This window comes from Methylobacterium frigidaeris (assembly GCF_022179185.1).
Lineage (GTDB): Bacteria > Pseudomonadota > Alphaproteobacteria > Rhizobiales > Beijerinckiaceae > Methylobacterium > Methylobacterium frigidaeris.
The window spans coordinates 220,716-239,528 of the sequence record NZ_BPQJ01000005.1 but is presented as its reverse complement, the minus strand read 5'-3'; the positions used below and the strand labels follow the sequence as shown (position 1 = coordinate 239,528).

Below are 18,813 nucleotides of genomic sequence, written 5' to 3'. Positions count from 1 at the left end.
CTCGCGCCCGATTGGGCGGCGACGGACAGATATCCTGCGAATGTCGCAGGGTATTCCTGGCGCGGAGTTCAGATTCCGTGGCGTCATGGCCGGGCCGGAAGCGCGACGCGGGGTGTCGGTGGGTCCCGGAGAGCACTCAAGGCTTCGCCGCGATGGCCGTCGACTTGCCGGCGGCTTCACAACCCTCCGTCGCGCAACCGGTACCACGCCACAACCGCCGAGGCATAGAGCCGGTGCAGCCCGTGCAGCGGCAGCGGCGCGATCGGGGTGGGGGCGAGCGGCAGCGCGTCGGCATCGCCCCAGGCGATGAAGGCGGCGATGGCCTGGCCCATGCGGGTCTGGAGGCCGACGCCGCGGCCCTGGCAGCCGATATCGATGAGGAGGCCGGGTTCGGGTGCGTGCAGGTGCGGCAGGTAGTCCCTGGTGACCGCGACCCTGCCGCACCAGCGGTGATCGAAGCCGATCCCGGCGAGCTGCGGAAACAGTTTCGGGACGATCCGCTCGAGATGCGCCCAGTCGCCCTGCCCCTTCGGCTCGCGGAACGGCCCGCGCCCGCCGAGCAGCAGCCGGCCGGTATGGTCGAGCCGGAAGTAGAGCAGGAGCTTGCGGGTGTCGGAGGAGACCTGGCCCTCCGGCAGCACCGTGCGGCGCAGGTTGTCGGAGAGCGGGGTCGTGGCGACTTGGAACGAGTTCGCCGCGATGATCGTCTGGCGGAGATTCGGCCACAGGTCGCCCGAATAGCCGTTGGTGCAGAGCACCACCCGCTCGGTGGTCAGGCTTGGGCCGGGCGCGGTCCGCACCGTCCAGGTCTCGCCCTGCCGTGACAGACCGGTCACCGGAGTGTCGGTGTGGATCCGGGCGCCGGCCGTCAGCGCCGCCTTCGCGAGGGCGCGGGCGTAGGAGAGCGGCTGCACCGCGCCGCCGCGACCGTCGAGCCAGCCGCCGCGGTAGCGCTCGGAGCCGATCAGCCGGTCGGTCTCGGCCTTGTCGAGGAGGCGGGCCGGGGCGCCGCGGCGGGACCATTGCTCGGCCCGGCGCTCGGCCTGGGCCAGTCCCTCGTCGGTGTGCGCTCCCTGGATCCAGCCGGTGCGGGTGTGGGGCACGTCCATCCGGTGCCTGGCGATGAGGTCGAACACCGCGTCGGCGGTGCCGGCCCCGAAGGCGGCGAGGCGCTCGCCGCGCTCCGCCCCGAACATCGCCACCAGTTCGTCGGGATCGTGCTTGAGGCCTGGGATCACCTGGCCGCCGTTGCGGCCCGAGCCGCCGAAGCCGATCTCACGGGCCTCGAGCACCACGGGCCTCACACCGGCCTCTGCGAGGTGAAGCGCCGTCGACAGGCCGCAGAAACCGCCGCCGATCACCACCACGTCGGCCCGGCCGGATTCGGCGAGGGGCCGCGTGGCGGGCGCGGCCGCGGCGGTGGTGGCCCAGAGGGCGGGTCCGAGGGGGAAGGGTTCGGTCATCGAGGAACTCGTCTTACGATGTCCGCTTGATCGCTGACGCGAGGCGGAAATCGGCTTCGCTCAAGTGCCGCGCGGGCTCGTGATGCAAATTCCGGACATGATCTTGAGGCATGATCTTGAGGCATAATCTTGAGGAATGTGCATCACAGCGGGTTCAGCACCCGTCTCAGGAAATCCTGGGTGCGGGGCTGCTGCGGCCGGCCCAGCACCTCGCGGGCCGGGCCCTCCTCGACGATCACGCCGCCGTCGAGGAACAGCACCCGGTCGGCGACCTCGCGGGCAAAGCTCATCTCGTGGGTGACGACCATCATGGTCATCCCCTCCTCGGCGAGCCCGCGCATCACCCCCAAGACCTCGCCGACGAGCTCGGGATCGAGGGCCGAGGTCGGCTCGTCGAACAGGATCGCGTCGGGCCGCATGGCGAGCGCCCGGGCGATGGCGACCCGCTGCTGCTGGCCACCCGAGAGCCGAGGCGGGTGGGCCTCCTCTTTGCCGGCGAGGCCGACACGGGCGAGCAGCGCCCGGCCGCGCTCGGTCGCTTCCCCGCGATCCTCGCCCTTCACGTAGATCGGGCCCTCGATGACGTTCTCGAGTGCCGTGCGGTGGGGAAACAGGTTGAAGCGCTGGAACACCATCGAGACCTGGACCCGCACGGTGCGGATCGAGCGGTCGCCGCGGTCGACCCGGCGGCCGTTCACCCGGATCGTGCCGCCGTCGTAGGATTCGAGGCCGTTGATGCAGCGCAGGACCGTCGACTTGCCCGAGCCCGACGGCCCGATCACGCAGACCACCTCGCCCTTCCTCACCTGCGCGGTGATGCCCTTCAGGACCGGCAGCGCCCCGTAGGACTTGCGGACGTCGTCGAGCTCGATCATCGCCGGCCGGCCTGCTTCTCGAAGTGGCGCACGATCAGGATCAAGGGCAGGCTCAGGGTCAGGTACATCAGCGCCACCAGGGTGAAGACGCTGGTGTTCTTGAAGGTCGCCGAGGCGATGAGCTTGCCCTGGAGCGCCAGCTCCGCCACCGTGATGGTCGAGGCCTGCGACGAGTCCTTCAGCATCATGATCATCACGTTGCCGAAGGGCGGCAGCGCCGCGCGGAAGGCCTGCGGCAGCAGCACCCGCCGCATGGTCAGCCCCCAGCCCATGCCGATGGTCTGCGCCGCCTCGACCTGGCCCTTGTCGATGGCCTCGATGGCGGCCCGGAAGTTCTCGGCCTGGTAGGCCGAGTAGGCGAGGCCGAGGCCGATGATGCCCGCCTGCACCGCCGTGAACGACAGCCCGAAATCCGGCAGAACGAAGTAGATGTAGAACAGCTGCACGATGATCGGGATGCCCCGGATCACGTTGATGAAGGTCGCGGCGAAGAACGAGAGGGCGGGCACGCCCGAGACCCGCATCATCGCCCAGACGAGGCCGAGCGCGGTCGAGACCACGAGCGAGCCCGCCGTGATCAGGATCGTCAGCCACACGCCCTGGAGCAGGATGGGAACGAACTCGCGGGCGTCAGCGAGGAAACTGTCCATGAGGCGGCTTCAACCCGATCAGGACGGGTTCACGGAGGGCTGCAGGCCCCACTTCTCCAGGATCTTGGCGAGCTCGCCATTCTCCTTGATCTTGGCGAGCCCCGCATTGATCTTCGCCAGCAGGGCGGTGTCGTCCTTGCGCACGCCGATGCCGACCGAGCCGACGACCACCGGCTTGTACGAGGCGACGAGGTGGGCGTTCGGGAAGTTGCCGCTCTTGAGATTGTAGGCGATGATCGGCGCGTCGGCGAAGACCGCCTTGACCCGGCCGGCATTCACGTCGCGCAGCATGTCCGGGAACGTGTCGTAGACCTTCACGTCCGCGAACTGGCCCGATTTCTTGAGCGCGTCGACGAAGGCGGTGCCGACCTGGGCGCCCACCGTCTCGCCCTTGAGGTCGGCGAAGGCCGTGTAGGCCTTGGTGTCGGCCTTCGGCACCACCAGCCCCTCGCCGTAGGAATAGACCGGCGCGGAGAACGCGATCACCTCCTGGCGCGGCGGCGTGATGAACATCGCGGCCGAGATCACGTCGATCTTCTTGGCGGTGAGCGCCGCGATCAGGGTCGAGAACTGGAACGGCTCGATCTGCACCGAGAAGCCGGCCTGCTTGCCGATGGCGGTGATCACGTCGACCATCACGCCCTGGATGGTGTTGGTCTTTGTGTCGAGGAAGGTGAAGGGGATTCCAGTCGGCGTCGACCCGACCCGGACCGTCTCCTGCGCCAGGGCAGGGCGAGCCAAGCCTGAGCCTGCGAGCAGCACCAGGGCCGCGCCCGCGGCCCGAATCAGACGCTTCATTGTCCTGGCTCCCCTGCCGGCGGTGCGCGGCTTCCCGTCCCACCGTTTGAATTTCATTGACATGAACATCAGGCCATAATTCGCTGCGTCACGCAATTGAATTTCATGATCATGAAACAGGCGGCAGATCGACCACGAAACGGGCAGGGGGATGGGCCGATCGCCGCCGACCTTGCGGTCGGGCAGCGTCTGCGCGCGCTGCGCCAGGCACGCGGGCTGTCGTTGAAGGCGGTGGCGGCGGCGACCGGGCTGTCGATCGGCTATCTCAGCCAGGTCGAGCGTGGCCTGTCCTCACCCTCCCTTCGCGTGCTGACCGGCGTCGCCGACCTTCTCGGCATCGGCCTCGGCGCCCTGTTCGGCGGGCCCGACGGTGCACCGGCGGACGGGATCGTCACGAGGGCTGGCGAGCGGGCGGCGCTCACGCTCTGGCGCGCCGGCATCACCAAGCAGCTGCTGACGCAAGGCGACGGGAGCTTGAGCCTGTTCCTGATGCAGCTCGCACCTTCGGCCGGCACCGGCGACGAGGCCCTGATCCATGACGGCGAGGAAGCCGGGCTGGTGATGGAGGGGGCCCTCGTCCTCACGGTGGAGGGCACGACGGCGGAACTCGGGCCCGGCGACAGCTTCCGCTTCGCCAGCCGGCGCCCGCACCGCTACCGCAACCCCTCCGCCGACCGACCCGCCCTGGTGCTGTGGGTCAACGCCGTGCCGCGGACGTGACGCACCGGCGGCGAACTCCGATTGATTACCTTAGGGAAGAAGCGTATGGTCGATGGCGCATTGCAAATGTCGACGTCGCCCGGGTGCGCAGAGCGCAGTTCCTCCCTCGCCGGCGCCTGAAGCGGGCCCCGAGGGCATTGCCCGGACCCAGCGGCACAGGAATTTTTTACCGCGATCGCGGATCCGCGAGGCCGGTTTCATCGTGCACGAGGATAAGGGTGGGAGGGTATCCCCCGACGGAGCTGGAACGGTATCATGACGAAGCGCAGCGGGTGCGAGCAGTGCAGGAGCGGCGAGCCGCTGCCCTTCGCCTTCACGATGGCGTTCCACCCGATCGTGGACCTCGCGAAGGGTGACGTCTGGGGCTACGAGGCTCTGGTGCGCGGCACCGAGGGACAAGGTGCGGGCACCATCCTCGGCCAGGTCGACGAGAGCAACCGCTACCGTTTCGACCAGGCCTGCCGCACCAAGGCGATCGAGCTCGCTGGCGGGCTGTTTCCGGCCGGCGACGTGCGGCTGTCGATCAACATCCTGCCGAACGCGGTCTACGAGCCGGCGGCCTGCATCCGGGCGACCCTGGAGGCGGCACGGCGGATCGGATTTTCGCACCAGCGGATCATGTTCGAGTTCACCGAGAACGAGCGCATGATCGACGTCGCTCATGTCCAGCGCATCGTCGCCGATTACCGCCAGCGCGGCTTTCTCACCGCCCTCGACGATTTCGGTGCCGGCTATGCGGGCCTGGGGCTGCTGGCACGCTTCCAGCCCGACCTCATCAAGCTCGACATGGAGCTGATTCGCGGCATCGCCGGGTCGCCGGCCCGGCGGGCGATCGTCTCCGGGGTGATCGGCATCGCCCGGGCGCTCGGCGTGGCGGTGATCGCCGAGGGGGTCGAGACGCCCGACGAGCTCGCCGCCCTGCGCGAGGCCGGCATCACCCTGTTCCAGGGCTACCTGTTCGCCCGGCCGACGATCGCGGCCCTGCCGGAGCTGAGCCTGTCGGAGATGCGGCGGGCGGCGTAACGCCCGGTGGGTTCCCGGTGGGTTGTTGCACCCACCGGTTCGAGGACGCTCTCGCGAGGTGCCTTCGCCGCGGCACTAATCGAGGAAACGCCGTACGGTGAGGCGCGAGACCACCGCGGTGACGATCGAGGCGATCACCCCGATCAGCACCACGCTGGCATAGCCGCGCCAGCCGATCGCGAAGCCGCCGAACAAAGCCTCGAGCTCGTCGCCGGCCGGCCCGGCACGCCACAGCCGGGCGAGGGCGCCGCCGGCCCCGATCACCGCCAGCGCCGCCACGGCCCCGATCGCCCCGCCGCGTAAGCCCAGGCGGAAGAAGCGGCGCTGGAATTCCCGGGCGATGAAATCGGCGTCGGCGCCGACGAAGTGCAGCACCTCGACCACCTCGCGGTTGCCCGCCATGGCGCCGCGGGTCGCGAAAGTGACGGCGAGCCCCGTCGCGAGCAGCACCAGAGCCACCACGGCGACGCCGACGCCGACCACCGTGTTCGCCATGGTCGAGAGGCGCGAGAGCCACAGCGCGTGGTCGTCGAGGCTCGCGACGCCCGGCAGGGCCTCGGCGAGGCGCTGGCGCAAGGCGCCGAGGTCGGGCGTGCCGGCGAGCCGCACCGTGATGAGCCGCGGCACCGGCAGGTCGCCGAGATCGAGGCCGCTGCCGAGCCAGGGTTCGAGCAGGCGCTCGGATTCCGCCTTGGTGAAGGGCCGCGTCGTCGCGATGCCGGGGGTGGCGGCGGCGAGCGCCGCCGCCTTGGCGACGTCCGCGTCGGTGTCGCGGCCCGGTCCCGGGCGGATCTGGATCGTCACCTCCTGCGCGACCGAGCCCTGCCACTGCGCCGCGCTCGAGGCGACGATCTCGGCCCCCCCGGCGCAGAGGGCGGCGAGGAAGGTCAGGATCGCGATCACCGCGGCGAGCGCCCGTCCGGCGCTGGTGTCGGTCGGCACCAGTGGTGCGTTGCGGCGCAAGGTGGGCGGCAGATCGGGGCCGGGCGCCTCGCGCCGCGTCGCCCGCTCCAGGGTGGCTCCGTCAGACATGATGCGTCTCCCCGCGGCTCATCCCTCGATCCGCAGGCGGTTGTTGCCCAGGATGAACCGGCGCGCGTCGACGAGGTCCATTAGGGCGAAATCGTGGGTGGCGATCAGCACCGAGGTGCCGAGGCGGTTGAGCTCGACGAACAGGCGCAGCAGGCGCCGGCCGAGCTGGGGATCGACGTTGCCGGTCGGCTCGTCGGCGAGCAGCAGTTCCGGCCGGGCGATCAGTGCCCGGGCGATCGCCGCGCGCTGCTTCTCGCCGCCGGACAGGAGCGGCGGCAGCACGTGCATCCGCTCCCCGAGGCCCACCCAGCGCAGGAGCTCCACCACCTCGGCCCGGTAGCTCGTCTCGGCCCGGCCCTGGACGCGCAGCGGCAGGGCGACGTTCTCGTAGGTCGTGAGGTGGTCGAGCAGGCGGAAATCCTGGAACACCACGCCCATGCGCCGGCGCAAGGACGTCAGCGCGTCGCTGGAGATGCCGCTCACCTCCTCGCCGAAGACCGAGACGAGGCCCCGGCTCGGCCGCACCGAGAGCAGGATCAGGCGCAGAAGCGTCGTCTTACCGGCGCCCGACGGGCCGGTGAGGAACTGGAACGAGTGCGGCGCGATGGTGAAGCTGATGTCGCTCAGGACCTCGGGGCCGACCCCGTAGCGCATCCCCACGTTCTCGAACCGGACCACCGGCTCGTCCATCCCGCCGAGCAGGCTGCTTCCGGTCCCCCGGTCCTTTCTCGCGTCCATCCGGTCTCCATGCGCGCCGGTCTCCAGGTCCGAGTGCCTCGGCGCGGGCTCGATTTCATGCGCGAGCGCCTCGGCGATCCGCGCCGCTTTACCACGCATTAAGGCTGTGGCGGGAGGAGTCGTGGTCCGGCCCCGGTGCCGCGCCCGACTGATTCGCCATGCTGATCGTCTGTCCCGCCTGCGCAAGCGAATATACGCTCGATCCCGAGCAGATCGGCCCTGCAGGGCGCACCGTGCGCTGCGCCGCCTGCCGCGAGCCCTGGTTCGTCTCCGCCCCCGCCGCGGAAACGGCGCCCGAGCTCTCGCCCCCCGGCGAGGCGGTGTTCTCGGCCGCCGGAACCGCCCCGCCCCGCCGGGCCGGCCCTCGCGCCGCCAAGGCGGGCGCGGCGGGACCGCCGTCGCGCCGGCGCCTCGCCGCGGCGGCGCTCGCGGTCGCCGGTCTCGGCGCGGTCCTGGTCGCCCTGCTGCCGGCGGGCCGCGCCGGCATCGTGCGCACCCTGCCCCAGGCCGCCCGGCTCTACGCGGGCATCGGCCTGCCGGTGAACCTGCGCGGCCTCGCCTTCCGGGACGTCGCCGCCTACGAGGTGCCGGACGTCTCCGGCACGGGCCGCCTCGTGGTCGAGGGCGACGTGGTGAGCGCCTCGGCGGAGGCGGTGCCGGTGCCGCGCTTGCGCCTCGAGCTGCGCGACGAGCACGGCCAGGTCGTCTATCGCTGGACCGCCGAGGCACCGCGGGACCGGCTCGAACCCGAGGAATCCGCCCGCTTCCGGGCCGAGCTCACCAATGCGCCGACCAAGGGTCGCGCCGTGCTGGTCCGCTTTGCCACGGTTGACAGCGGGGATTCTGCCGTCAGCCTGAGGGCTCCGATGAACCCCAAGTGAACCCCGAAGACAGAGACCGATGAACCCGCCCCTGCCCCGCGTCCGCGTCCTCTTCGACGAATCCGCCATCGCGCAGCGCAACGAGGAGATCGCCCGCGCCATTGCGAGCCAGCCCCTGGAGAACCTCCTGGTGGTGGCGGTGCTCAAGGGCAGCTTCATGTTCGCCGCCGACCTGATCCGGGCCCTGCACCGGGCCGGCCTGGCGCCGCAGGTCGAGTTCATCCACCTGTCGAGCTACCGCGCCGCCACAGTCTCCTCGGGCCAGGTCGCGATCCTGCGCGACGTCGAGAGCGAGGTGCGCGGCCGCGACGTGCTCCTGATCGACGACATCCTCGAATCCGGCCGCACCCTCGTCTACGCCAAGGACCTGCTGATGGCCCGCGGGGCGCGGCGGGTGCTCACCACCGTGCTGCTCGAGAAGCCCGGCAAGCGCGCGGTGACGATCGACGCCGATTACGTCGGCTTCACCTGCCCGGACGTGTTCGTGGTCGGCTACGGGATGGACGTCGCCCACGCCTTCCGGCAACTGCCCTATGTCGGCCTCGTCGATTACGGCGATGGCGGACCGGACCTGTTCGACAAGGGTTAGGGTTTCGGGGCTAGGATCCTCGGGTCGGAAGCGGTGCGCGATTGCAACGCGACTGGGTTTCGTTCCGGATCGCGGCACGAAATCGGAACCTGAGCTGCCGCAGCGGCTTGACCCGGTGCCGCAGCCCCGACCACACTTGCCGTGTCCGCGCGGTTTTTCGGCCCAGAGAGACGAGAGGACATGGCGCGCATCCTGCTGGTCGACGACGAGGAACCGATCCGCGGCTTCCTGAAGCGCGGGCTGGAGATGGACGGCCACACGGTCGTGACGGCGGTCGACGGCAGCGACGGTCTCGACCGGCTGTCCGAGAACGCCTTCGACCTGATGCTGACCGACATCCGCATGCCGCTGATGGACGGCATCGCCCTGGCGCTGGCGGCCAAGCGCGACTATCCCGACCTGACGATCCTGCTGATGACCGGCTTCGCCGACCAGCGCGAGCGCGCCCGCGGCCTCGACGCCATCGTGGCCGACGTGCTGACCAAGCCCTTCACCCTGGCCGACATGCGCGCCACGGTGTCCCGCACCCTGCGCAGCGCCGGGGTGGTGGCGGCGCGCTGACAGGTCAGCCCGCGGCCGCCGGGCCGGCGAAATGGGCGAGCGCGAAATCGATGAAGGAGCGCAGCTTCGGGGTGATCCGCCGGTCGGGCGCGTAGAGCAGGTGCATCGGGCGCGAGACCGGCCGGTAGGCCGGCAGCACCGGCACCAGATGGCCCGCCGCCACGGCGTCCCGCACCAGGGCTGTCGGCTGCAGCAGCAGGCCGAGGCCGGCGAGCGCCGCCGTCAGCAGGGCTTGACCGTTATTGACCAGGAGCCGGTACGACACCTCGACCGCCTCGGGTCCCTCCGGTCCGAGGAAGCGCCACTGGTCCCCCGTCGCCATGTAGGCGAAGCCGAGGCACTCGTGCTGCTTGAGGTCGGCCGGTTGGCGCGGCGCGCCTCTCGCCGCGAGGTAGGAGGGCGCGGCGCAGAGGGCGAAGTCCATCGGGCGCAAAGGGCGGGCGATCAGGCCGCTCTCGACCGGCGGGCCGACGCGGAAGACCACCTCGTAGCCCTCCTCGATCAGGTCGACCTTCCGGTCCGAGAGGGTCAGCTCGACATCGACCTCCGGGCAGGTCGCGAGATAGGCGGGCAGCACCCGGGCGAGGTCGTAGGCGCCGAAGGTGACGGGGGCATTCACGCGGATCTGGCCCCGCGGCACCGTCTGGCTGCGCGCCGCCGCCGCCTCCACCGCCTCGACCTCCGCCAGGATGAGGCGCACCCGTTCGTAGAGATCGCGCCCGGCCTCGGTCAGGCTCTGCCGGCGCGTCGTCCGGTGGATCAGCCGGACGCCGAGATGCTCCTCGAGCAGGCGCACCTGCTTGCCGACCGCCTGCGGGGAGAGCCCGAGCATCTCGCCCGCGGCCGAGAAGGACCCCGTCTCGACGGCCCGGGCGAAGGCCTCCATGCCCGACAGACGGTCCATCGATTGCAAACCGCACGTTTCAAATCTCGAATACGGGCCCGGATTTATCACGCGGCCCGGCGGGTTCATACCGGTCGCACGAGCGGGGCAGACCAGAGGAGAGGCCCGTCATGTCGACCCATCGCCGCGTGGTGATCACCGAGTTCGGCCCGCCGCAGGTCATGACCCTGCAGAGCGAGCCTCTCCCCGCGCCCGGCACGGGCGAGGTGTGCTTGCGCCAGACCGCCATCGGCTTCAACTTCATCGACGTCTACCAGCGCCGGGGAGCCTACCCGCTCGACCGGCCGACAGGTCTGGGCTTCGAGGCGGCGGGCGTGGTCGAGGCGGTCGGGCCGGAGGTCACGGATTTCAACCCCGGCGACCGTGTCGCGTATATGAATGCCGGCGTCGGCGCCTATGCCGACCGGCGCAACGTGCCGGCGGGCAAGCTCGTGCGGCTGCCGGACGAGGTCAGCGACGAGGCCGCCGCCTCCCTCTTGTTCAAGGGCATGACGGCGCAGTACCTCCTGCGCAAGACCCATGCGGTGCAGGCGGGCGACCTGCTGCTGGTCCATTCCGCCGCCGGCGGCGTCGGCCAGATCCTGACCCGGTGGGCCACGGCGCTCGGCGCCAAGGTCATCGGCACCACCGGCTCGCCGCAGAAGCGCGATGCGGCGCTCACCGCCGGCTGCGCCGCCGTGGTCGACCTCAACCATCCCGACTGGCCTAACGCCTTCCTCGAGGCCACCGGCGGCGCCAAGGCCCGGGTCGTCTACGACGCGGTCGGCAAGGACACCCTGCTCAAGTCCCTCGACTGCGCCGCCCCGTTCGGGCTCGTCGTCTCCTACGGCGCGGCGTCGGGCCCGTCCCCGGCGATCGACCCGGAACTCCTCAACAAGAAGGGCTGCCTGTTCCTCACCCGCCCCTCGGTCTTCCCGCACAACGCCGACCCGGCCACCTTCCGGGCCAATGCCGCCGACCTGTTCGACGCGATCGGCCGCGGCCATGTCGCGGTCGATATCGGGGCGCGCTTCCCCCTCGATCGGGTGGTGGAGGCGCACGAGGCCGCGGAGGCGCGGGCGGTGACGGGGGCGATCGTGCTGGTGCCGTGAGACAGGACAAGCCCGGATCTTCCGACAGACCTGAAACCCTCGGCGTCATCCCGGATTCCGCTGCGCGGCCCCGGGGTGACGCGGAGGATGGCAGGCCTGCCGTCGTCCGAGCGGCTCACGCGGCCGGACGACCTTTCTGTCAATTCATCCACCAGATCGCCGCATTGAGCGCCGTCGCATACGCCACCCACGCGGCGTAGGGCACCAGGACGAGGGCGGCGAGCCGGTCGAGCGGCAGGAACAGCCGGATCGTCCACAGGATCATCACCAGCAGGGCGACCACCACGACGAGGCCGCCGCCCAGGTCGTGCCGGGCGAAGAACACCGGCGTCCAGGCGCCGTTGAGGGCGAGCTGGACGAAGAACGCCCACAGGGCGAGCGTCCGGGTCCGCCGCAGGCCGCCCGTCGCCGGGGCGGTGCCGAGCACCCGCCAGCCCGCGAAGGCGATGAGCGTGTAGAGGATCGTCCAGGCGACCGGGAACAGCCAGTTCGGAGGCGTGAAGCCGGGCTTCGCCAGGCCCGCATACCAGGTCGGGATGTTCGGCGTGGTCGCCAGGCTGCCCAGAACCGCGACTGCGGCGACGGGCGCGATCGCCGCGAGGAGGCGCGGCACGGGAGAGAGGACGGGCCGGGCGGGACGGGGAAGCGTTGCGGTCGGCGGCATCTCGGGCTCGGGTGCTATACCGGGATGGAGGTTGCGCGCCGGCATCGGTTCTGCAAGGCCGGCGGCGGAGCAAAAACATCCTCGCCATCCCCCGGAGACCCCGCATGAGCAGCGCCCCGCGCCCCTGGTCGAAGAAGAGCCTCGCCGCGCAGGCGCTGGGCCACGTCGATCCGGTCACGAAGGCCGTGGTGCCACCGATTCACGTCGCCACCACCTATATCCGCGATCCCGACAACCAGTACTCCTCCGGCTACGTCTACGGCCGGCCCGACAACGCCACCGTGCGCGAGGCGGAAGGCGTGATCGCGATGCTGGAGGAGGCCGAGGCCGGGGCGCTGCTGTTCTCCTCCGGCATGGCCGCCGCCACGGCGGTGTTCGGTGCCCTCGATCCCGGCGACCACATCGTGGCGCCGACCGTGATGTACTGGGCCCTGCGCCGCTGGCTGTCCGAGGAGGCGACCCGCTGGGGCCTCAGGGTCGATTTCGTCGCCACCGACGATCTCGAGGCGCTGAGGAGCGCGGTGCGGCCCGGCGAGACCAAGCTCGTCTGGCTCGAGACCCCCTCGAACCCGCTCTGGACCATCACCGACATCGCCGCCGCCGCCGACATCGCCCACGCGGCGGGCGCGCGGCTCGCCGTCGATTCGACCGCGAGCTCGCCGGTGGTCACCCGGCCCCTGTCCCTCGGCGCCGACGTAGTGATGCACGCCGCCACCAAGGTGCTCAACGGCCATTCCGACGTGATCGCCGGGGCGCTCGCCGGGGCCAGGGCCGACGAGTTCTGGACCCGGATCCAGCGCATCCGCTCCGGCAACGGCGCGATCCTGGGGCCGTTCGAGGCCTACCTGCTGATGCGCGGGATGCGCACGCTGCACGTGCGCATCAGTGCCCAGATGGCGAATGCCGCCGACCTCGCCCGGCGGCTCTCGGCCCATCCGGCGGTGGCCCAGGTGCTGTACCCAGGCCTTCCCGAGCATCCCGGCCACGCGGTGGCGGCGCGGCAGATGACGGGCGGCTTCGGCACCATGCTGTCGATCCGGGTCGCGGCCGGCGAGGCGGCGGCGATCCAGACGGCGGCCCGGGTGGCCTTGTGGAAGCGCGCGACCTCGCTGGGCGGGGTCGAGAGCCTGATCGAGCACCGCGCCTCGATCGAGGGCCCGAGCACCCCCTGCCCGCCGGACCTCCTGCGCCTCTCCGTCGGCATCGAGGACGCGGACGACCTCTACGCCGACCTGGATCAGGCTCTTCGATAGAGCACGGACCGTTCGCCGGCACGGCGATACTGTAGAGAAGCATCGTCTATCGGTCGCAGCGACTTGCCTGGACTTTACGGCCCGGCGATTTTCCAAGTCGCCGGCCAGGTCGCTGGCGTGGAGACCAGCGGCTCTTGGACCCCTCGCTGAATTCCGGGACGCGGTCGTCGGACCTCCTGCTGGCGGCCCTCTACGGCAGCATCACCCGCGACGACGCGCTGCCGACCATGCTCGACCTGCTGGCGGCGCGGTTCCGCTGCCGCTCGGCGGCGTTCTTCTACGCTGACCGCCTGCTGCCGCTCGCCGACGTGGTGCGCGGCCACGGTCTGTTCGACGAATCTGCGCAACGCCGCTACCGCGACGGGTTCGCCCATCCCGATCCGCTGCCCGGCCTGATGACGCGGCTGCCCGTCGGCCGGGCGGCGGCGAGCGACCGGCTGTTCAGCCCGGACGAGATCCTGGCGCTGCCCTTCATCCGCGAGTTCTACCACCCGCTCGGCCTGCGCGAGGCCCTCGGCGGCCCGGTGGTCAACGAGGAGGGCCGCCTCGGCATCGTGTCGGTGCATCGCGGATCCGACCGCGAGCCGTTCGGGGACGACGAGATCCGCGACTTCGAGGCCCTGATCCCGCACCTTGCCCAGGCGGTCCAGCTGCGCCGACGGTTCTTCGCCATCGCGGACGAGGCCCAGGCGGCGGCGGACGCCCTCGACGCCACGGTGCTCGCCGTCCCGGGCGGCTGCCAGACCAGCACCGGCCTTTACCCGGTGGCGGGGAATTTCCAGGGCGACGGCAGCGTCGACATCACCGGCCCGAACGTCGTCGCGCCGGACGGCACCGCGCTGGGCCGCTTCATCAACGCCGGCTATCGGCTCTCGCCGATCGGGGCGTTCAACCTGGTCGCGGCCGGGCCGCGCACCACGGAGGTCCGCGGAGTCCAGAACGACCAGACCCTCACCACGAGCAACCAGACCATCGCGGTGCAGAACCTCGTCCTGGCCCAGGGGGCGACGCCCTCTGCGGTGGGCCGCACCGTCCGGGACAACGGTGAGGCCGGCACGGCCGGCAATTGCCGCCCCGTCCTGGCCGCCACCGACTACCTGACGGGCGTGGTCTACGACCGCGCGCCCAACGACACGCCGGTCGGCACGATCCAGGCTGGCGGGACACGGACCGAGACCACCACCGCCACCGCCCTCGTCGGGCCGCTGTCCAACGCGCAGGGGGTCGATGCCGCAACGCTCGCGGCCTTGGCCGTTCTCCCCGGGCAGCGCCGGAGCTTGCGCACCAGCGGCATCGTCGGCGGCGGCCAAGTCGGCTACAACCTGCACGTCGGCAACGTCGTCGCCGGCCTCGAGGCCGACATCCTCGGCACCGGGCTGTCCGGCCGCTTCGCGGCGGGCGCCTTCACGGCTCGCACCTCCCTCGACTGGTTCGGCACATTGCGCGGCCGCCTCGGCCTCGCCTTCGACCGGGTGCTGGTCTACGCCACCGGCGGCCTCGCCTACGGCCATGTCAGCCTGTCCTATGGGCTCGGCGGGCTGTCGGTCGGCGAGCACCGGCTCCAGTTCGGCTGGACGGCGGGCGGCGGCGTCGAATTCGCGCTGACCGAGCGGATCTCCCTGCGGGCCGAGTACAAGTATCTCGACCTCGGCACCGCGACCTACCTGCGGCAGGAGGGCTACGACGCGCGGCTGCGCACACAGGCCCATGTCGCGACGGTGGGCCTCAACTACAGGTTCTGAGGGCGCGCGGCGGGTTCGGGAGCCGGCGGGGCTGTTCGCGCGTTGGATCGGCGAAGCTGAATACCATCCGACCCCGGAGACCCGCCATGCCCGCCGCCCTGCCCCTCGCGCTCCTCGGCGCGCAGCTCGTCCTCGTCGCGGCGGATGGGCCGCCGCGGCTCGACATCGAGGGCACCTGCAACTCCCCCGGCCGCGCCTCGGTCAGTCAGGAAGCCGGCTCGGACGGCTGCCTGCGCTCCGAGCGCTCGGCCGGCGACGAGCTGCGCAAGCGCTGGGGCCAGTTCTCCGGCTCGGCCAAGACCCAGTGCTCGCAGCAATCCCGAGCCGGCGGTTTCCCGAGCTACGTCGAGATGCTGACCTGCCTCGAACTCGCCAGCGGCAGCGTGCCGGTGACGAGCCCGCGCAACGGCGCCACCACCGGCGAGGGCAGCCCCACCACCACGGGCAGCACCCGCGGCCGCCCGGAGGAGCGCGCCGACAGCATGACCGCCGAACCCTCGGCGAGCCAGCGCACCGACCCGCTCAAGGTGCTGGGCAAGCCGGCCAAGTGAGAGCCTACCGCGGCGGCAACGCCTTGGCGTCGTCCGTGGCCGTGGCGAGCCAGATCGGAGCCTCGCCGCGCACCGGCGGCAAACGCGCGGGCACCGGCGGAGCGGTGCGGGCGGCCGCGAGGTCGCGCAGCTCCGGCGCCTGGGTGGTATCGTCGATGGTGAGGAAGAGGCCGCGCCGGCGCGCCGCCTGGCCGAGATCGGCGCGGCTGGTGAGCACGCTGAGCGCCGGGCTGACGACGAGCGCGAGGACCAGCGGCGCCATCCAGAGAGCGAGCAGCGGATCGGCCGCGTAGGCCAGGGCCGCTGCCAGCAGGACGCCGGCGACGAGCGAATCGGCCTGGAGCCGGCAGGCCTCGGACCACGGCACCCGGCGGTCGTCGCGGACCTGGGTATCCCAACGGACCACCCGGCCGGCGAAGGTCGTGACCACGGCGCCGGCATTGAACAGGGTCATGACCGGCCAGAGCAGCACCCACAGGGCCTGTTCGAGGGCGGCGCTCGCCAGCAGGCTCCGCGTGCCCCCGAAGGCGGCGCGGCGCTCGGGCGAGAGCAGGACGTGGCCGAGGCTGAGGAGCTTCGGCAGCGCCAGCACGGCGAGGCTCAAGGCGGCCAGGATCCCTGCTGCCGGTCCCTCGCCGGTGAGGCCGTAGGCAATGAGCCCGAGATCGCCGTCGCGGATCGCCTGCCAGGTGCCAAGGCCCAGGAACGCGACCCAGACCGGCGAGGCGAGGTAGGATAGGATGCCGGCGCCGAGGTGCCAGCGGCTGCCGGCAGTGAGACCGGCCAAGCCGATGATCCCGAGATGCTGCAGGTTGCCCTGGCACCAGCGCCGCTCGCGGCCGAGCAGGTCGGTGAGGTTGGTGGGCATCTCCTCCCAGGTGCCGGGCTCCTCCGGCAGCAGGCGCAGCTCCCAGCCGGCCCGGCGCAGGAACGCCCCCTCGACCGTGTCGTGGCACAGGATCTCGCCACCGAGCGGCGCGCGGCCGGGCAGCACCGGCAGCTCGGCATTGGCCGCGAAGGCCGCGATCCGCAGGATGGCGTTGTGGCCCCAGTAGCCCCCATCCGGCCCCTGCCAGGTCTCCAGCGCCCGGATCGACAGCGGGGCGTAGAGCCGCACGGCGAATTGCTGGATGCGGGCGAACAGCGTGTCGCGCCCGGCGGCGTAGCTGACGGTCTGGATCAGGCCGACGCGGGGGTTCTCCTCCATCAGCCGGACCAGGCGCCGCATGGCCGCGCCGGTCATCAGGCTGTCGGCGTCGAGCACGATCATGAAGTCGTACTCGTGACCGTAAGTCGCACAGAACTCGCCGATATTGCCGGCCTTGCGCCCGGCATTCTCCCGCCGGCGGCGGTAGCGGATCGCCGGCAGGCCGGGTCCGGCGGTCTCGCGCCACGCCTGGATACGGGCGAGTTCGCGCTCCTCGGCAGCCGCGATCTCCGTGTCGCGGGTGTCGCTGAGGACGAAGATGTCGAGGTCGCGCCCGTCGCCGCCGGTGCGGGCGAGGGATCGCGCCATCACCCGGATCGCCGCGAAGACCGCCGCCGCGTCCTCGGCGTGGATCGCCACCACGGCGGCGGTGCGGCTGCGGCCGCTGGCTTGCGGCGGCGTCGCGGCGGCCTGCCGCTCCACCGCCGACATCACCCGGAACCCAAGGCCGGCAGCGACCGCGCCGTAGAGGTAGGTCCAGGCGATGTAGGCCTGCCAGGCCATCGCCAGGCAGAACAGGATCAACACAGCCGCCTCGAGCGGCCCGTCCGGCACTCCGGTGCTGGCGGTCGCCGCCGCCGCGAGGGCGAGGGCCGTCGCCACGGTCGGCAGGAAGAGGGCCAGGCGGCGACGGCGCAGGGACGCGGTCTCTTCCTGGGCGTCTTGCCGCGAGGTGAGGTCCGCGCCGGGCGCAGCCGGCACCGCATCGTGCGACGAGGGAACGAGGGACATGAGGGGTCGCGTGAACTCGGTGGATGGGGCCGGAGCGGGACGCCGGCGCAGGGCGCCGTGGCTGCGCTATCCCGCTGACATCTCTTGAAGCAATCGGGCTGAATGACGCCAGAACGATGACACCTGTTCGCGGCGTCGCGCTCCCATAGATACAGCCAGGATGTATCGGCCGGCGACGGCCGGAAGCGGAGGAGCGCGACGGGTGCCGCAGACCATCCTGATCACCGGCGGGGCCGGCTTCATCGGCCGGGCCGTGGCGCGGGCCCTCGTCGCCCGGGGCGACCGGGTGCGCGTGCTCGACAGCCTGATCGAGCAGGTCCATGGGAGCCGGGCGCGGCCCGAGGGGCTGCCGGACGCGGTCGAGCTGCGGCGCGGCGACATCCGCGACGGGCGCGCGGTGGCCGAGGCTGTCGCCGGCGTCGATGCGGTGATCCACCTCGCCGCCGAGGTCGGGGTCGGCCAGAGCATGTACGACGTCGACCGCTACGTCGCGGTCAACGACCACGGCACGGCGGTGCTGTTCCAGGCGCTGATCGAGCGGCCGGTGCGGCGGGTGGTGGTCGCCTCCTCGATGAGCGTCTACGGTGAGGGGCTGTATCGCGGCGCCGACGGGCGGGTGCGCGAGGAGGTTCTGCGCCAGCCGCGCTCCGGCCCCGACGCGCCCTGGGATCCCCTCGACGAGGAGGGCCGGCCGCTGGTGCCGGTGCCGACGCCGGAATGGAAGCGCCCGGCCCTCGCCTCGGTTTACGCGCTCACCAAGTACGCCCAGGAGCGCCTGACCCTGATGCTGGCCCCCGCCTACGGCATGGAGGGCGTGGCCCTGCGCCTGTGGAACGCCTACGGGCCGGGCCAGGCGCTCTCGAACCCCTATACGGGCGTGCTGGCGATCTTCGCCTCGCGCCTGCACAACGGCTCGGCCCCGGTGATCTTCGAGGATGGGCACCAGCGGCGCGACTTCGTGCAGGTCGACGACGTGGCCCAGGCCTTCCTGCTCGCCCTCGACCGGCCGAAAGCCGCGGGACAAGTCTACAATATCGGCTCGGGCGAGGACCGCTCGGTGCGCGAGGTCGCCGCCCTCTTGGGCGAGGCGATGGGCCGGCCCGACCTGACGCCTGAGATCGCCGGCAAGGCCCGGGCCGGCGATATCCGCCACTGCATCCCGGACATCTCGAAGGCGCGCGACGAGCTGGGCTACCGCCCGGCCCGCGACTTCGCGGACGGCCTGCGCGAGCTCGCCGCCTGGGTGGCGGAGCAGGAGGAGGCCCGGGACCGGGTCGAGGAGGCGCGCCGCGAGCTCGACCGGCGCGGTCTGGTGGCGTGATGACGGCTCAGTCCAACA

At 71.6% G+C, this 18,813-nt stretch carries 19 protein-coding genes; 10 read left to right on the top strand and 9 right to left on the bottom strand.

Annotated elements, in window-relative coordinates:
* Positions 1 to 176: 176 nt before the first annotated feature.
* The 4 genes from MFF64_RS07760 to MFF64_RS07745 all read right to left on the bottom strand — a co-directional run bounded on the left by MFF64_RS07760 (position 177) and on the right by MFF64_RS07745 (position 3,786).
* Complete coding sequence (locus tag MFF64_RS07760; protein ID WP_099907306.1) at positions 177 to 1,463, bottom strand: NAD(P)/FAD-dependent oxidoreductase; 1,287 nt, start codon at positions 1,461 to 1,463, stop codon at positions 177 to 179.
* Between the two features lie 143 nt (positions 1,464 to 1,606).
* The gene (locus tag MFF64_RS07755; protein ID WP_099907303.1) at positions 1,607 to 2,338 is read right to left on the bottom strand and encodes an amino acid ABC transporter ATP-binding protein; all 732 of its coding nucleotides are present in this window, start codon (positions 2,336 to 2,338) and stop codon (positions 1,607 to 1,609) included.
* Positions 2,335 to 2,988 (bottom strand): amino acid ABC transporter permease, encoded by a 654-nt coding sequence (locus tag MFF64_RS07750; protein ID WP_099907301.1) that lies wholly within the window; start codon positions 2,986 to 2,988, stop codon positions 2,335 to 2,337. Before MFF64_RS07750 ends, MFF64_RS07755 begins: the two co-directional genes overlap by 4 nt.
* A gap of 18 nt (positions 2,989 to 3,006) precedes the next feature.
* Complete coding sequence (locus MFF64_RS07745; RefSeq protein WP_099907299.1) at positions 3,007 to 3,786, bottom strand: ABC transporter substrate-binding protein; 780 nt, start codon at positions 3,784 to 3,786, stop codon at positions 3,007 to 3,009.
* A 111-nt stretch (positions 3,787 to 3,897) separates the two neighbouring features.
* On the opposite strand from MFF64_RS07745, the gene MFF64_RS07740 reads away from it, so the two are divergent.
* Positions 3,898 to 4,506, top strand: a complete 609-nt coding sequence (locus tag MFF64_RS07740; RefSeq protein ID WP_238190300.1) for a cupin domain-containing protein — start codon at positions 3,898 to 3,900, stop codon at positions 4,504 to 4,506.
* A gap of 255 nt (positions 4,507 to 4,761) precedes the next feature.
* Positions 4,762 to 5,529 carry an EAL domain-containing protein gene (locus tag MFF64_RS07735; RefSeq protein ID WP_099907297.1) on the top strand — a complete coding sequence of 256 codons (768 nt, stop codon included), beginning with the start codon at positions 4,762 to 4,764 and terminating at the stop codon, positions 5,527 to 5,529.
* Positions 5,530 to 5,604: 75 nt separating this feature from the next.
* Here MFF64_RS07735 and MFF64_RS07730 read toward each other — a convergent pair whose 3' ends face one another.
* Together MFF64_RS07730 and ftsE are read right to left on the bottom strand one after the other, a co-directional pair.
* The gene (locus MFF64_RS07730) at positions 5,605 to 6,561 is read right to left on the bottom strand and encodes a cell division protein FtsX (protein ID WP_099902550.1); all 957 of its coding nucleotides are present in this window, start codon (positions 6,559 to 6,561) and stop codon (positions 5,605 to 5,607) included.
* An 18-nt stretch (positions 6,562 to 6,579) separates the two neighbouring features.
* Positions 6,580 to 7,299, bottom strand: coding sequence for a cell division ATP-binding protein FtsE (ftsE, locus tag MFF64_RS07725; protein WP_099902552.1), 720 nt, complete (start codon positions 7,297 to 7,299; stop codon positions 6,580 to 6,582).
* A gap of 158 nt (positions 7,300 to 7,457) precedes the next feature.
* On the opposite strand from ftsE, the gene MFF64_RS07720 reads away from it, so the two are divergent.
* The 3 genes from MFF64_RS07720 to MFF64_RS07710 all read left to right on the top strand — a co-directional run bounded on the left by MFF64_RS07720 (position 7,458) and on the right by MFF64_RS07710 (position 9,330).
* Positions 7,458 to 8,180 carry a zinc-ribbon domain-containing protein gene (locus MFF64_RS07720; RefSeq protein WP_099902554.1) on the top strand — a complete coding sequence of 241 codons (723 nt, stop codon included), beginning with the start codon at positions 7,458 to 7,460 and terminating at the stop codon, positions 8,178 to 8,180.
* A gap of 19 nt (positions 8,181 to 8,199) precedes the next feature.
* Positions 8,200 to 8,769 carry a hypoxanthine phosphoribosyltransferase gene (hpt, locus tag MFF64_RS07715; protein WP_099900139.1) on the top strand — a complete coding sequence of 190 codons (570 nt, stop codon included), beginning with the start codon at positions 8,200 to 8,202 and terminating at the stop codon, positions 8,767 to 8,769.
* A 180-nt stretch (positions 8,770 to 8,949) separates the two neighbouring features.
* Positions 8,950 to 9,330: a response regulator gene (locus tag MFF64_RS07710; protein WP_099900141.1), complete on the top strand. Its 381-nt coding sequence runs from the start codon at positions 8,950 to 8,952 to the stop codon at positions 9,328 to 9,330.
* Between the two features lie 4 nt (positions 9,331 to 9,334).
* Here MFF64_RS07710 and MFF64_RS07705 read toward each other — a convergent pair whose 3' ends face one another.
* The gene (locus MFF64_RS07705) at positions 9,335 to 10,234 is read right to left on the bottom strand and encodes a LysR family transcriptional regulator (protein ID WP_099900143.1); all 900 of its coding nucleotides are present in this window, start codon (positions 10,232 to 10,234) and stop codon (positions 9,335 to 9,337) included.
* A 110-nt stretch (positions 10,235 to 10,344) separates the two neighbouring features.
* Here MFF64_RS07705 and MFF64_RS07700 point away from each other — a divergent pair, with 110 nt between their 5' ends.
* Positions 10,345 to 11,325, top strand: a complete 981-nt coding sequence (locus tag MFF64_RS07700) for a quinone oxidoreductase family protein (protein WP_238190298.1) — start codon at positions 10,345 to 10,347, stop codon at positions 11,323 to 11,325.
* A gap of 139 nt (positions 11,326 to 11,464) precedes the next feature.
* On the opposite strand, the gene MFF64_RS07695 is transcribed toward MFF64_RS07700, so the two are convergent.
* The gene (locus MFF64_RS07695) at positions 11,465 to 11,989 is read right to left on the bottom strand and encodes a TspO/MBR family protein (RefSeq protein WP_099900145.1); all 525 of its coding nucleotides are present in this window, start codon (positions 11,987 to 11,989) and stop codon (positions 11,465 to 11,467) included.
* A 104-nt stretch (positions 11,990 to 12,093) separates the two neighbouring features.
* Here MFF64_RS07695 and MFF64_RS07690 point away from each other — a divergent pair, with 104 nt between their 5' ends.
* The 3 genes from MFF64_RS07690 to MFF64_RS07680 all read left to right on the top strand — a co-directional run bounded on the left by MFF64_RS07690 (position 12,094) and on the right by MFF64_RS07680 (position 15,535).
* Positions 12,094 to 13,242, top strand: coding sequence for a trans-sulfuration enzyme family protein (locus MFF64_RS07690; RefSeq protein WP_099900147.1), 1,149 nt, complete (start codon positions 12,094 to 12,096; stop codon positions 13,240 to 13,242).
* 134 nt (positions 13,243 to 13,376) lie between these two features.
* Positions 13,377 to 14,984 (top strand): outer membrane beta-barrel protein, encoded by a 1,608-nt coding sequence (locus MFF64_RS07685; RefSeq protein ID WP_238190296.1) that lies wholly within the window; start codon positions 13,377 to 13,379, stop codon positions 14,982 to 14,984.
* Positions 14,985 to 15,070: 86 nt separating this feature from the next.
* Positions 15,071 to 15,535: a hypothetical protein gene (locus MFF64_RS07680; RefSeq protein WP_238190294.1), complete on the top strand. Its 465-nt coding sequence runs from the start codon at positions 15,071 to 15,073 to the stop codon at positions 15,533 to 15,535.
* Positions 15,536 to 15,539: 4 nt separating this feature from the next.
* On the opposite strand, the gene mdoH is transcribed toward MFF64_RS07680, so the two are convergent.
* Positions 15,540 to 17,474 carry a glucans biosynthesis glucosyltransferase MdoH gene (gene mdoH / locus MFF64_RS07675; protein ID WP_238190292.1) on the bottom strand — a complete coding sequence of 645 codons (1,935 nt, stop codon included), beginning with the start codon at positions 17,472 to 17,474 and terminating at the stop codon, positions 15,540 to 15,542.
* A 202-nt stretch (positions 17,475 to 17,676) separates the two neighbouring features.
* Between mdoH and MFF64_RS07670 the strand changes: the two genes are divergently transcribed.
* Entirely contained in the window at positions 17,677 to 18,795 is a 1,119-nt protein-coding gene (locus MFF64_RS07670) for an NAD-dependent epimerase/dehydratase family protein (RefSeq protein WP_207767990.1), read from the top strand.
* Positions 18,796 to 18,813 lie beyond the last annotated feature (18 nt).

What these genes read in the sequence shown, in the direction of transcription:
- MFF64_RS07760 (WP_099907306.1), bottom strand. Translation starts at nt 1,463, where the DNA reads ATGACCGAACCCTTCCCCCTCGGACCCGCCCTCTGGGCCACCACCGCC.
- MFF64_RS07755 (WP_099907303.1), bottom strand. Translation starts at nt 2,338, where the DNA reads ATGATCGAGCTCGACGACGTCCGCAAGTCCTACGGGGCGCTGCCGGTC.
- MFF64_RS07750 (WP_099907301.1), bottom strand. Translation starts at nt 2,988, where the DNA reads ATGGACAGTTTCCTCGCTGACGCCCGCGAGTTCGTTCCCATCCTGCTC.
- MFF64_RS07745 (WP_099907299.1), bottom strand. Translation starts at nt 3,786, where the DNA reads ATGAAGCGTCTGATTCGGGCCGCGGGCGCGGCCCTGGTGCTGCTCGCA.
- MFF64_RS07740 (WP_238190300.1), top strand. Translation starts at nt 3,898, where the DNA reads ATGAAACAGGCGGCAGATCGACCACGAAACGGGCAGGGGGATGGGCCG.
- MFF64_RS07735 (WP_099907297.1), top strand. Translation starts at nt 4,762, where the DNA reads ATGACGAAGCGCAGCGGGTGCGAGCAGTGCAGGAGCGGCGAGCCGCTG.
- MFF64_RS07730 (WP_099902550.1), bottom strand. Translation starts at nt 6,561, where the DNA reads ATGTCTGACGGAGCCACCCTGGAGCGGGCGACGCGGCGCGAGGCGCCC.
- ftsE (WP_099902552.1), bottom strand. Translation starts at nt 7,299, where the DNA reads ATGGACGCGAGAAAGGACCGGGGGACCGGAAGCAGCCTGCTCGGCGGG.
- MFF64_RS07720 (WP_099902554.1), top strand. Translation starts at nt 7,458, where the DNA reads ATGCTGATCGTCTGTCCCGCCTGCGCAAGCGAATATACGCTCGATCCC.
- hpt (WP_099900139.1), top strand. Translation starts at nt 8,200, where the DNA reads ATGAACCCGCCCCTGCCCCGCGTCCGCGTCCTCTTCGACGAATCCGCC.
- MFF64_RS07710 (WP_099900141.1), top strand. Translation starts at nt 8,950, where the DNA reads ATGGCGCGCATCCTGCTGGTCGACGACGAGGAACCGATCCGCGGCTTC.
- MFF64_RS07705 (WP_099900143.1), bottom strand. Translation starts at nt 10,234, where the DNA reads ATGGACCGTCTGTCGGGCATGGAGGCCTTCGCCCGGGCCGTCGAGACG.
- MFF64_RS07700 (WP_238190298.1), top strand. Translation starts at nt 10,345, where the DNA reads ATGTCGACCCATCGCCGCGTGGTGATCACCGAGTTCGGCCCGCCGCAG.
- MFF64_RS07695 (WP_099900145.1), bottom strand. Translation starts at nt 11,989, where the DNA reads ATGCCGCCGACCGCAACGCTTCCCCGTCCCGCCCGGCCCGTCCTCTCT.
- MFF64_RS07690 (WP_099900147.1), top strand. Translation starts at nt 12,094, where the DNA reads ATGAGCAGCGCCCCGCGCCCCTGGTCGAAGAAGAGCCTCGCCGCGCAG.
- MFF64_RS07680 (WP_238190294.1), top strand. Translation starts at nt 15,071, where the DNA reads ATGCCCGCCGCCCTGCCCCTCGCGCTCCTCGGCGCGCAGCTCGTCCTC.
- mdoH (WP_238190292.1), bottom strand. Translation starts at nt 17,474, where the DNA reads ATGTCCCTCGTTCCCTCGTCGCACGATGCGGTGCCGGCTGCGCCCGGC.